Origin of the sequence: Pseudomonas sp. HTZ2, assembly GCF_033173945.1 — a bacterium.
Classification (GTDB): domain Bacteria; phylum Pseudomonadota; class Gammaproteobacteria; order Pseudomonadales; family Pseudomonadaceae; genus Aquipseudomonas; species Aquipseudomonas guariconensis.
The window spans coordinates 3,798,090-3,809,751 of sequence record NZ_CP137332.1 but is presented as its reverse complement, the minus strand read 5'-3'; the positions used below and the strand labels follow the sequence as shown (position 1 = coordinate 3,809,751).

Annotated in this window: 10 protein-coding genes; 5 read left to right on the top strand and 5 right to left on the bottom strand. The window is 57.8% G+C overall.

Features of this window, described 5'->3' with window-relative positions; translation table 11 throughout:
* Positions 1-27: 27 nt before the first annotated feature.
* Genes R6G97_RS17650 through R6G97_RS17640 form a run of 3 tightly spaced genes read left to right on the top strand, consistent with a single transcriptional unit; the run spans position 28 to position 6,190 of the window.
* The gene (locus R6G97_RS17650; RefSeq protein WP_033942940.1) at positions 28-1,239 is read left to right on the top strand and encodes a DUF6361 family protein; all 1,212 of its coding nucleotides are present in this window, start codon (positions 28-30) and stop codon (positions 1,237-1,239) included.
* A complete protein-coding gene (locus R6G97_RS17645; protein WP_317847291.1) occupies positions 1,239-3,026 on the top strand; it encodes a phospholipase D family protein in 1,788 nt (595 codons plus the stop codon). The genes R6G97_RS17650 and R6G97_RS17645 overlap by 1 nt, the downstream gene beginning before the upstream one ends.
* On the top strand, positions 3,023-6,190 hold the full coding sequence (locus tag R6G97_RS17640; protein WP_317847290.1) for a DEAD/DEAH box helicase: 3,168 nt from the start codon (positions 3,023-3,025) through the stop codon (positions 6,188-6,190). Before R6G97_RS17645 ends, R6G97_RS17640 begins: the two co-directional genes overlap by 4 nt.
* Before the next feature lie 500 nt (positions 6,191-6,690).
* On the opposite strand, the gene R6G97_RS17630 is transcribed toward R6G97_RS17640, so the two are convergent.
* Entirely contained in the window at positions 6,691-7,128 is a 438-nt protein-coding gene (locus R6G97_RS17630; protein ID WP_442800206.1) for an LPD1 domain-containing protein, read from the bottom strand.
* A gap of 169 nt (positions 7,129-7,297) precedes the next feature.
* Here R6G97_RS17630 and R6G97_RS17625 point away from each other — a divergent pair, with 169 nt between their 5' ends.
* Positions 7,298-7,543, top strand: a complete 246-nt coding sequence (locus R6G97_RS17625) for a type II toxin-antitoxin system Phd/YefM family antitoxin (RefSeq protein ID WP_132444928.1) — start codon at positions 7,298-7,300, stop codon at positions 7,541-7,543.
* Entirely contained in the window at positions 7,533-7,814 is a 282-nt protein-coding gene (locus R6G97_RS17620) for a type II toxin-antitoxin system RelE family toxin (RefSeq protein WP_074918669.1), read from the top strand. The genes R6G97_RS17625 and R6G97_RS17620 overlap by 11 nt, the downstream gene beginning before the upstream one ends.
* Before the next feature lie 253 nt (positions 7,815-8,067).
* Here R6G97_RS17620 and radC read toward each other — a convergent pair whose 3' ends face one another.
* The 4 genes from radC to R6G97_RS17600 form a co-directional block, all read right to left on the bottom strand.
* Positions 8,068-8,565 carry a RadC family protein gene (radC, locus tag R6G97_RS17615; RefSeq protein ID WP_317847289.1) on the bottom strand — a complete coding sequence of 166 codons (498 nt, stop codon included), beginning with the start codon at positions 8,563-8,565 and terminating at the stop codon, positions 8,068-8,070.
* Positions 8,537-9,481 carry a recombination directionality factor gene (locus R6G97_RS17610; protein ID WP_317847288.1) on the bottom strand — a complete coding sequence of 315 codons (945 nt, stop codon included), beginning with the start codon at positions 9,479-9,481 and terminating at the stop codon, positions 8,537-8,539. Before R6G97_RS17610 ends, radC begins: the two co-directional genes overlap by 29 nt.
* 91 nt (positions 9,482-9,572) lie before the next feature.
* Complete coding sequence (locus R6G97_RS17605) at positions 9,573-10,577, bottom strand: YqaJ viral recombinase family nuclease (protein WP_317847287.1); 1,005 nt, start codon at positions 10,575-10,577, stop codon at positions 9,573-9,575.
* Between the two features lie 80 nt (positions 10,578-10,657).
* Positions 10,658-11,626 carry a DUF932 domain-containing protein gene (locus tag R6G97_RS17600; protein ID WP_317847286.1) on the bottom strand — a complete coding sequence of 323 codons (969 nt, stop codon included), beginning with the start codon at positions 11,624-11,626 and terminating at the stop codon, positions 10,658-10,660.
* Between the last annotated feature and the right edge of the window lie 36 nt (positions 11,627-11,662).

The window sequence follows — 11,662 nt, the reverse complement described above, 5'->3', positions numbered from 1 at the left end:
AGCTATTTTTGAACGGAGGCACGGAATTTGACTGCATCTTTAACCTGGCTGGACCTGACCTCAGCCGATCGCGATAAGGTTCGCCAAATCCTTGATCTGTTCAAGGAGCAGGGCACTGTTGACGAACTTGGCCTCGGTAGTCTCCGCGATGCCCTGTCTGATGCACTGTTCCCAGGGACTTCTGTACTGCATACACGCTTGCGCTATGTGCTGTTTATCCCTTGGATTTACAAGCGTCTCGAGCAAACGGGGAGTGGAGGTGATGTCGCCAGAACTGCGCGCTCTAAAGAGGTGGAGTTGATCTCCCATCTTGCGGATCAAGGCAATGACGGCGTGATCGGCATACAGGCGCGAGAGTCCCTTGCTCGTCTGCCAAGCAGCGTTTATTGGGTCGCACTTTCACGTTGGGGGATTTTCGTACCTCGGCAGAGCCTGAGCTGGTATCACACCCATTTTGATGAGTTACGCCGCGGGGCTCGCCGCCCTGATGCATCGGCAGACGACCCTGGTGTGCTTTTGTCCGGTCGCTATACCTGGCACCCGAGACTGCCTTCAGCACCGGCTGGATTCCCTGTAGGAGCAGAGTTTTCTCTGAGTCGTGAAGAGGCCGAGTTCGTTCAGGCCCAGATCCGTGCCAACTGTAATGGCTCTTTGCTGGGTTGGCTGGCTGATCATCATCTTGCCGAGCAGGCTCATAAGCTTTGGGAGGTTCACCTGCCACCTGATGCTCCCTCCCAGATAGTTTCCACACTCGAGTTGGCTCGCCAGTTTTCATTGGTTGTTGAAGGTGCGCCGCTCCTTTACAACCTGATGTTGGCGGAGAAGCGTGGCAAGACCAATCAGTCGAAAGCCGATATGGAAGCAGCTGACTACTACCGTCAGGAGTTTTCCGAATGGATGGTGCGGGCCAAGGCAGACCTGCAGACCTTCCAGCCAGAGGTCTTGTGGGCTTTTGTGCTGCGTCAGCAGGTGCGTAGTCCGGAGCCTCAACGCCGTTTTGTAGAGCGCTGGTTGCAGTGCGTCAGTCATGGGGATGCTGAACGAGCGCTTGAGGATCGAGAATTACGCTCCCTGATTGAAATGCGAGAGCGGCACCTCAAAGGCCCCAAGCGGGCGCGACTTGCAAATGCTGGCCGGTTGGCAGATTGGAGTGGCCGTGTAGGAGTTGGGCGTATGGAGTTTCGCTGGAGTCAGGTGCGCCGACTGTTGATGGATCTACATGAGGGGTTGTCGCACTGATGCTGTCTCCCGACTCCCGTGCCGTGGCCATGGATTTGCTCAAGCCGCCACCAGGTTACCGACTTGAACGCACCGTACTGACGACCTACAGCCTGGATCTAGAAGTTCTGCTGGCTCTGCCGCTGGCTGTATTGGCTCAGACAGATGCTGGAGTCGAGCAGCTCTTGCTGGATCCGCTGGTGTTGCTCGAGGCTATTCGAGAGGCAGGTGAGCGTATACAGGTTTTTGTCGACGAAGCTGGCATTGCCGTGCCCGCTAACAGCCGGGCTCTATATGGGGCGTTGGAGTCCAGCGTTCATCAGGTAAAAGCGCCTAACGGCGGAGCATTCCATCCAAAAGTCTGGGTGGCCCGTTTTGTTCGTGAAAATGAACCACCGCTGATTCGTGTATCTGTGGCTTCTCGCAATTTAACCTTTGATCGGTCTTGGGATATTGCCCTGACGTCGGAGGCGACTCCTGGCAAAAAAACAATTGCAGCAAGCAAGCCGCTGTCTGACTTGTTGCGTCGATTACCAGGCCTAGGAGATGAAACACTGGATGACGCAGTCATTGCAGGCATTCAGCAACTGGCGGATGAAGTACAGCGGACCGCGTTTCCGGCGCCGGAGGGATTCGATAGCGGTCTTGAGTTTCATGTGTTGGGTTTTGGTAAGCAGAAGGGACACTGGAGCCCAGTCGAGCAGGCAACTCGGGTGCTGGCCATAGCTCCCTTCCTGTCTGACAAGGCGCTGCAAAAAATCGCCAGCCTGGCATCGAGTGAGTCACTGTTGGTTAGTCGTGCAGATCAGCTCTCGCAGCTTGAAGTGGATCTGGCCAAGGATTGGAGCCTCGTACAAGTACTGAGTCCGACGGCCGATGGAGAAGCGGAGGATGGATCTCAGCTACGGCCATCTGGCCTGCATGCCAAGCTGATGGTATTTGAGCATGGGCACCGAGCCAGCTGGTTTGTCGGCTCTGCCAATCTGACTGATGCAGCTTTTACCGGGAGAAATGTTGAGGTGATGGCATCAGCCTCAGGTCCTAAAGGATGTGCTGGGGGCAAAGGAATTGGTATCAACCTGTTCATGGAGTCGGGCTTTCTGCGTCTGTGTGAAGACTACCAGCCTTCTGAGTACACGCCTGAGGAAGAAACAGCCCAAGAGGCTGCAACCAAGCTGAAACAGGTCCGAGACGCATTGCTGGGGGCGGAGTTGCTTGTCAGCTTTAGACCAGTAGAAAACGATTGGCAAATGGCAGTGCAGGGTGAGATTGCCCTACCTCAAGGCGTCACACTGACAGCCTGGCCCTTATCGGTTGAAGGGCATCAGGCTAAGAAGTGGCAGGACGGTGTCAGTTGGCATCTACCAATTGCCAGGCTGACAGCATTTATAGCTTTCAGCATCGCCGTGGATGGACATGATGAGAGGCTCGATCTTGCCATCAAGCTGCCTGTAGAAGGGATGCCGGAGGAGCGGATCCATCATGTGTTACGCACCCTGATCGATAGCCCAGAGCGTTTCATGCAGTTCCTGCGGGCCCTGCTAGGCGGCCTGGAAGAGATTGCCGGGCTCATTGGGGCCAGCTCCGGACAGACTTGGAATTTTGCCGGAGGGCAGGGACTCCGAGGTGAGCCATTGCTGGAAGGCATGCTGCGCGCCGCCTCAAGGGACCCGCAGCGGCTGCTCCCGGTAAGACGGCTGATTGCTGATTTGCTCCAGTCGGAAGAGGGGCGAAAGATCGTGCCCGATGATCTTTATGTCGTATGGCAAGTAGTTGATTCAGTACTGAATGACATGGAAGCTCAATGAAACGACCGGATATCGAGAGTGTTCTGGCCCCACTGAAGACTTTCCAGCGGCGCACAGTGGAGCATGCTTTCTTTCGCCTGTTCGATGCTGATGACAGTACGGGCCGCTTCCTGGTTGCTGATGAAGTAGGGCTTGGCAAGACGCTGGTCGCCCGAGGTGTGATCGCTCGGGCAGTAGACAAGCTCTGGCAGGATGTCGATAGGATCGACGTGATCTATATCTGCAGCAACCAGAGTATTGCCCGCTCCAATCTACCGAAGCTGCGGATCACCGGTGACAACCAGGTCAGTTTTTCCCTTGCTTCTCGCTTGACCATGCTCGCTACTGAGCTTGCCCCCCGTGAGGGGCAGCTGGGATTGGCTGGTAGCAAGCTGAACTTTGTCAGCTTCACTCCGAGTACCTCCTTCAACATGGGGCGTTCGACCGGAATGCGGGATGAGCGTCGGTTGTTGTTTCACCTCCTCGATGGTGTAGTTAGGCCGCGAGTGGGTCTGATGAACTTTCTCCAGGGAGCGGTCCAGAGCCGTGAGCGCTGGCGTCAGCAGCTCAATGACTGGCCACTGCCGCTGGAGGAGGGCATTGCTGCACGTTTCCGGGAGCGATTCCGGGATAGCGGGCGTCTGCAACAGGAGGTCATTGACGCCGCAACCGGCTACTTCGCTCGTTATCGGGAGTCCTACCCGCTGGATGCTGGTCATTTACGCCGACGCTTGATCGGCGAACTACGCCAGTTGCTGGCTGAGGTTTGCGTCGAAGCGCTGGAGCCGGACTTGATAGTGGTGGATGAGTTCCAGCGCTTCAAAACACTTCTGGATCCAGAACAAGCCGAATCTGATCCTGCGGCAGAGATTGCTCAGGCACTGTTTAGCGCTAAATCATCGGAGGGAGTCCCTGCGAGGGTGCTGCTGCTTTCCGCAACTCCGTACAAGCTGTTCACCACGGACGCAGAGATTGAGCAGGAGGACCACTATAAGGATTTCATTGCCACTACCGCCTTTCTGCTTGGGCATGACGAGAAGCGGGGCGCTCGTCTGAAGTCTGCGATTACCGAATTTGGTCGCGGGTTACGTCGTGCAGCGAGGGGAGAAACGGATCAGGTCTTGCCAGCCAAGCAGGAGCTTGAACTCTGCCTGCGAGAGGTGATGGCTCGCACCGAGCGCGTGGCAGCTACAGAGGAACATGACGGTATGCTGGTGGAGCCTGGTAATACCGTAAAACTGCAGCCTGAGGATGTACGCCAGTATCTGGCGGCAGATGCGGTGTTTCGTGCGGTAGGCGAGCGAGATCCAATGGCTTACTGGAAGTCCGCCCCCTATCTTGTCAACTTCATGCATCGCTACAAGGTGGACGAGCGGATTCAGGATACGCAGCAGCGCTTCCCTGAAAAGCTGGCCAAGGTGCTCACCGAGCACCAAGACAGCATGCTGTCCATCGATGCAGTTTCAAAGCTCGAGCTTGTGCCGGATGCGCATGCAAAACTGCGTGATTTGCGAGAACGCTTGATCGACAGTGGATTGTGGAAGCTGCTTTGGATGCCACCGACCGTACCATACTGGCCATTGGCTGGAGTTTATGAGGGACAGCATGGGCAGAGCAAGGCGCTGTTGTTCTCTGCCTGGAACATGGTTCCCGATGTAGTCAGTGGTCTGCTCAGCTATGAAGCCGAGCGGCGAATGCTGGGGCCTGATTTTGAGAGTTACCACGAACCGGATCGTCGCCAGAGCGCCCTGTTGCGCCTGACTGAAACAGGTGGATCTCGAGCCCGGCATCGCCTGTTGCTGCTGCTTATGCCCTGTCTGACACTGGCAGATAAGGCTCATCCTCTTGCTGCTCCAGTAGGTGTTGACCGGCGCGAATGGGTACGTAGTCAGGTGGCTGAGCTGCTCCAAACCTTGCCTGATCCTGAGAATGCTGCGGTAGATAATCGTTGGGAATGGGCGGCGCCGTTGCTGCTGGATCCTGGCATGCGTGAGTTTTTGTCTGACTGGCCGCACGACTCTACGGCCCCGGAGTATCGACCCAATCCTGAGTACTTGCCTGGCTACGTAGATGACCTGCTCTCCCTGGATATCAGCACCCTAGGGCGCCGTCCTGATCACTTGCTTGAAACCCTCACGGATGTAGCTCTTGGCTCGCCTGCTGTGCTTGCTGCGCGCATGCTTGATGTGCCTGGATTGTCACCGCAGGTGCGTCGGGAGCTAGCTGCTAGGACCGCCTATTCATTCTGGCGTTTGTTCAACCGCCCGGCATCGATTCGCCTGATCCGTCAGCTGGATTCCACTGGTTCTGATTCCAGCGATGAAGATGCCTACTGGCATCGCGTCTTGCGCTATTGCCGTGACGGGAACTTGCAAGCAGTGCTCGACGAAACCTGGCATCTAGTGTTCGAGCAGCATGGTTGGGCGGCAGGCCAGGAAATCAACTCCGTCTGCCGTGACTGCGTAACCGATGTGGTGGAAATGGTAGAGCCACGGCCTTCACGAGTGCTGGCTCGCTGCTATCGGGTTAAGGGTAATCAGGTTGAGACGGAGGAGCTGCATCTGCGGATGATGTTTGCTCTGCGCCTTGGGCATTTGCAGTCAGAGGAGGGCGGTTTGACTCAGGACGCAGTCCGAAAGGCCTTCAACAGCCCATTCCGCCCATTCCTGCTCTCCAGTACATCGGTGGGACAAGAGGGGCTCGACTTCCATCCGTGGTGTCATCGGATTGTTCACTGGAACCTGCCCGGTAATCCGGTGGATATGGAGCAGCGGGAGGGGCGGGTGCATCGGTATAAGGGGCACGCAGTACGTAAGAATGTTGCCGCCCGCTTTTCCTCCAAGTCACTGTGTAACTGGCGTCCAGGTCACAACCTCTGGCAAGAAATCTTTGTGCGGGCTGATCGGGAAGCGCGTGCGCAGGGGCGCAGCGAACTAGTGCCTTATTGGGTCGCACCGGGAGAGGCTCGGATCGAGCGCCATGTGCCGGCATTGCCTTACACCAGCGAGGTTGAAGCCTTCGCCAGGTTGAAACGCCAGTTGGCTGCTTACCGGGTGGTCTTTGGTCAACCGCGACAGGAAGAACTGCTTGATCTGCTCGATAGCTCCCAAGTATCGCAGGGACAGTTGGAGGCTTGGTCTATCGACTTGATGCCGACAGAGAGCGAGTTGCCCGAAGTGTCGTAGACATCATGATCGGCAGTTCTTGGCCGCGCCTGGAACGTGATTGATCAGAGCAAAGGGAGTTATTGCTGGCGAACTGCATCGCATTGTGCGCTGCCAGATGCAACTTAAAGAAAGGAAGGAACCGATGTCTCTGCTCTCCCAGCTTCGAAGTCCGGCGGCTGTACAGGCTGCTATCGATGAATTTGTGCAGCTTGGGAGAACGAAATTCCTGGCGCGCTATGGCTTTGGCAAGTCGCGCGATTTTCTCGTTCGTGACCCCAAAACGGGGGTTGACTGCGACTCCAAAGCTATTGTCGGAGTCGCCTTCGGCAAGCAGTTTCCCGATATGGGCCCGCTAAGCGCAGACAGTTTCTCGGGCGGCGAAGCCACGGTTGTGCCTGTGCTAACTACCCTCGGTTTTACCATCATCCGCATCGGTGAAGATTGGTCGGAAATGGAGGTGGAGGCCACTGTCAGCGATTACTTTGAAATGCTACGCGCTGAAGCCGCCGGGAGACCTTTTAATAAATCCGAGCATAACCAGGCGCTACGACGACTGCTGAATGGCCGGAGTAAATCCTCAATTGAGCTAAAGCACCAGGATTCTCCGGGACTTTGCCGGTCACTATGCTCGACTCAGGCAAGCCGTCCGTGTCTATCGGGCCGCCGGCTCGGGAGAACAATGCGACGCCCAGGTCGGTTTCCCTGGTTTCCAGGGGGGCGAACAGCTTGTCGAACGCATCGTTGACCTGCCCCTGCTCGACGGGCGTCAGGTACGGATACCGGCCTGGATCACGGCTGAACTGCTCCAGCGTCTGCACGTTTGCCAGGTAGTCGTTGCGGAATCCCTGGTCGGCCAGGCGGGCAATCACATAGGTCTCGAACGACCTGGCGCCGCGCTCGATGATGCGCGACCAATAGCCATCAGAGGTCTTGCCGTCAATCACCTTGGCGCGCAAGGCGCATGGGTTCACAGCTGGATGAAAGGCCTAAGGGCAATCGGTGCTGTCAGATTGGCGTATGTTCAAAACTGGACGCATCCTGCCATTCCGAAGATTGCCCATGGGGATGCCTTGCTATGCTATGCACCTTAAGACCAAAATAAAGACCTAAAAAAGGAGCTATGGTATGCAGAGTGTTTTGGCTGACGTTGCCGTGAGCGTTTCTGAGCTGAAGAAAAACCCCACCGGTGTCATGGCTGGTGCTGGTGGCATGCCGGTCGCCGTTCTCAATCATAACCGCGTGATGGGGTACATGGTGCCAGCCGAGCTGTACGAGCAGATGCTGGAGCGTCTGGACGATCTGGATCTGATCGATGTCGTTAATGCACGCTCCGGTGAGAAGGGTGTGCCGGTGAACCTGGATGACCTATAAGCTCGAGTTCCTGCCCTCAGCGCTGAAGGAATGGGAGAAGCTGGGTCATACGGTGCGTGAGCAGGCAAAGAAAAAACTGCGTGAGCGGCTGGAAGCACCAAAGGTACAGGCTGATGCCCTCAGGGATCTGCCTGGCCACTACAAGATCAAGCTCCGAACAGCAGGCTATCGATTGGTCTATCGTGTCGAGGATGATCGGGTGGTTGTGATTGTGGTTGCAGTGGGCAAGCGTGAACGAAGTGCAGCTTACAAGGCAGCAGGTAAGCGTTAGCTACCAAGGCAAAAGAAAAAAGTGAGAGCCATTGCAGGCAGCCTTTCGACTACCCACGCTGGCTCACCGTTCAAGGGTTCATTCTTACTTTCTGCTTCCGGTAGATCCAGCACGCCAACACCACGGCAATCAGCAATGGTGGAAAGCGCACCATCAGAATCACCAGCAGCAATATCGCCTGACAACCGGCCAAGATCCCGGCAAACATGAATGCCGAGGCAACAGTCGTAACAGCAGTTTCATTGGCACCTCCTTAAAGGTACCCGCGCTCAGCCAACGACACACAATCCTCCTGGCCTACCACAACGTGATCAAGCGTTCTGACTCCGACCAGATTCAGCGCGTCCTGCAGTTTCGTGGTGAGGTTGCGATCCGCCATGCTGGGCTCAGGGTCACCCGAAGGGTGGTTGTGCACCAGGATCAGGGCGGCGGCGTTGTGCTCCAGGGCGAGCTTCACGACCTCCCTGGGATACACGCTGGCTCCATCAAGAGTCCCCCTGAACAGCTCCTCGAACGCAATCACCCGGTGGCGGCTGTCGAGCATGAGCAGGGCAAATACCTCATGCTCATAGTCAGCCAGCAGCGCCTGCAGGTGACTGAACACCTCCTTAGGCGACGTCAGGGCACGTCCCTTGCGCAGGCGCTGACTGGCCAGTTGCCTGGCCATCAGTAGAATGTCGTTTTCCGTCACCGGCGAATCGACCAAGTAGGTGCCGGTCGTGTCACTGGCTTTCAGCTTGTGCAGGCGCATGGCGTCCTCCTTGGTCTGAGGGTGTGTTTTGACGAGCGGCCTGTGCATCGAGCTTTTCAGCCAGGCTGGGTTTGGTTGGGTGGAGTGAAGCGGTGGGCGCTGATGCAGGTGCCTCACCCTCGGGGTAGAACTCTTCCACGATGGCACTGACATCCTCCTCGCTGTCCTCGAAGGCACCATTGCCGAAGCCACGTCGTGCAGCTTCATCTAGCGCGGCCTGATTGAAGCCGGCAGCCTGGCGCCGAGAATCGAGTTCATTGGCGGTCACCAGTGCTTCAGCCATGTCCATGCCGCCGCGTACCGTCAGATCGGCGTAGAAGATCGGCGTGCCATGGCTCTGGCGAGTCGACTTACCACGTAGACGTAGTTCCAGTGGCAGGCAGGCCAGGCGGTTGCCCGAGATGGCCTGGAAGTAATGCAGGCGAGCGGCGAGGGTGCGGATGCTGTTGAAGCCGGTGGTGCGGAACACGAAGCTGCCCAGCGGATCCTCATCGCCAATGACCACGTTCAGTCGGCCGTAGGGCTTGCAGGCACCGCCTTTGGCCAGCGGACAGGCATCCGGCGAAGGGCAGGGCAACGACTGCATACCGTCCTGAGTGACCCGCTTGCAGGTCTCGCCATTGCCGACGCAGACGGGGCGTCCGGATTGTCGGTCGAACAGCGTGTAGTCTGCTCGGAAATTCAGCTCCGGTTCGTTGAACAGCAGGCGTACCGGAATGCTGCGCAGCTTGTCGTCTTTGCCCTGACGCAGCTCATCATTGAGCGGGTGCAGCAACCAGCCGTCCTTACCCTGCACCTGGGACGTGATGGTGAACTGGTCATCCTTCTCTGGCAGTCGCTTGCCGTTCTTCTCGATGACCTTACCGATGGAAATCCGCCCGAGCACCGGCGGGGTGATAGCCAGACCTTTGAGCATGGTGAGTCTCCTGGAAATGAAAAAAGGCCAGCCACGCAGCGCGAACTGCATGGGCTGGCCAAGGGGAGGGAAGGGATGGAGCAGTTGGGTTTCAGCCGACCAGGAAGCGCCGTGCACCCGGCTTCAGCAGTGGGTACTTGGCCTGCAGGTGCGGCTTGTCTTTGAGCAGTTGCGCGACATCGAAGCCGACACTGTCTTTGGCCTTGCGCCAGGTGATGTAACCGTTGGAGAACTCCGCCCGGCTAGCATCGCCCATGGCCTGCTGCAGCATCTGCTTTAGCTCAGCCTCGCGTTTTTCCTTGTCGGCAATCGACTGACGAATAGCCTTCAGCTCGACGTAAGCCGCGCTGAGCCCGGCATGCTGGGTGAAGTCGACGACTTGGCCGTTGTCCTCCGGGTAGAGGCAGCGCAGGGCTGACTCTGCCGAAGCGGTGCCATCAGCCGGTGGCGGCGTATCTGTTTCCACGTAGTGCCAGAACTGGCGCTCCAGCTCGATCAGGCGAGCAATCATCTGCTCGTCCCGCTCGATGCGGTGGATCTCCAGCGTCTGGCCACCCAGCAGTACCGCTACATCCGCCGCCTGCTTACCGGTGACGGCGAGCTGGTGCATCACCTGCAGCTGCACATACTCAGGCACGCCCTCTTTCCAGAGTCGTGCCCCATTTATGCCTGCTGTCTTGCATTCCAGAATCTGCACATCGTCCGCCCCGATCACCTCGCGGTCGATGTTGGCCAGCATCCAGGGCAGCTCCGGATCCGGATGCTGCAGCACAGCGTTGATGCGCCGTACCTTGTTCTTCGTGCGCTTGCTGTAATGCCAGGCCACGATGGGCTCCAGCACGTTGCCCCAGTACATAGGGCTTTCCTCATCCTGAGGATCAGCCTTCGGCATGCCGGCATCACGCCCGGTCTTTTCCATCCACAGCTCCAGTTGCGACTTGTAGGGGGTCAGTCCTACGGCTGCGGCAGCGTCCGAACTGCCGATGCCTTGCTTGCGGATCTGCAGCCAGTCCTCACGGGGCAATTCCTTGGTGCTGACCAGGCGCAGAGCCGGACGGGTTTTGCTGGTGCTGCGATTCAATGAAGTGGCTTTCATAGTGTTCACCTTGCAGAAATAGAAACGCCCGACCTGCAACGAAGCGGGTCGGGCGTTATGGGGTGGAGTAGGTAAAAAGGTCAGGCGACCAGTTGCAGGGCCGTATCGAGAGCGCGTTGCTTGATCTGGGCACCCTGGCCAAACCAGGCAGAGTCGAGACGGTATTCCGTGCTGCGTGCCCGGCGTTCGTGATCGACGTACTCGGTTACGGCATTGAGCAAGCCCCAGGCGGTGCCGCGTGCCGAGTCCAGTTGGCTGCCCCGACCGCGACCTTCGTACAGCTCCTGCACCTTGCGCAGCGCGCGCTCGTTGGGTAGCTGTTCCGGCAGTGCGCCGGTCGGGCTGGTCTCGCACATCACGTTCATGAAGAAGCCCAGTGCCTCATGCCACTGCACCTTGCGTTCAGCCAGGTGGCGCATGCGGTACATGAAGTCATCCCATTGCGAGACGGCGATGCCGAGCTGCTTCTTCACCAGATCGCTGTCGAAGCGGGTGCTGTGCGGCACCTTGATCGCACGGCTGGTGCCATCCAAGGCAATGGTCAGCGTGTTGTTGCAGACCACGCGAATGGTGGTGGGTGTTGCGGTGGTGGCCAGAGTGCCGTCACAGGAAGTGGCCAACAGCAGATAGCCATTCACCTGGTCGTTGCCCTTGAGTGCAGCGCCCTGGCCGGTTCGTGCCAGCGCCCAGAACTTGCGCCCGCCCTTGAGCACGCCAGCGGTTTCCAGCTCGTAGCCGGAAACTTCGGTCAGGTCCCGGTAGAACTCCAGCACCTCGCGCGGCTGAACGGTGTGATAACGCTGCGAGACCACCGACAGCGGTGCCTTGGTATCCGAACGGTAGAGCACCTTCTGTTCGGGGAAGGAGTGGATCGCGCCCAGATGGCCGATGGCGTCCGACTTGAAATGTACAGGGCTTTCCAGGATCTGCCAGTCCATACCGGCTTCGCGTTGCCAGACTTCGATGGGCTGTTTCTGCGGCAGGTTGTTGCCTAGACCGTGCCACGGAGTAGCGCCAACGTAGGCCATTTGTTCGATTTGATGAGCCATGGAGGAATCTCCAATAAGTAAGGTTCGAGTGCGTAG

What these genes read in the sequence shown, in the direction of transcription:
- R6G97_RS17610 (WP_317847288.1), bottom strand. Translation starts at nt 9,481, where the DNA reads ATGCTCAAAGGTCTGGCTATCACCCCGCCGGTGCTCGGGCGGATTTCC.
- radC (WP_317847289.1), bottom strand. Translation starts at nt 8,565, where the DNA reads ATGCGCCTGCACAAGCTGAAAGCCAGTGACACGACCGGCACCTACTTG.
- R6G97_RS17625 (WP_132444928.1), top strand. Translation starts at nt 7,298, where the DNA reads ATGCAGAGTGTTTTGGCTGACGTTGCCGTGAGCGTTTCTGAGCTGAAG.
- R6G97_RS17620 (WP_074918669.1), top strand. Translation starts at nt 7,533, where the DNA reads ATGACCTATAAGCTCGAGTTCCTGCCCTCAGCGCTGAAGGAATGGGAG.
- R6G97_RS17600 (WP_317847286.1), bottom strand. Translation starts at nt 11,626, where the DNA reads ATGGCTCATCAAATCGAACAAATGGCCTACGTTGGCGCTACTCCGTGG.
- R6G97_RS17640 (WP_317847290.1), top strand. Translation starts at nt 3,023, where the DNA reads ATGAAACGACCGGATATCGAGAGTGTTCTGGCCCCACTGAAGACTTTC.
- R6G97_RS17605 (WP_317847287.1), bottom strand. Translation starts at nt 10,577, where the DNA reads ATGAAAGCCACTTCATTGAATCGCAGCACCAGCAAAACCCGTCCGGCT.
- R6G97_RS17645 (WP_317847291.1), top strand. Translation starts at nt 1,239, where the DNA reads ATGCTGTCTCCCGACTCCCGTGCCGTGGCCATGGATTTGCTCAAGCCG.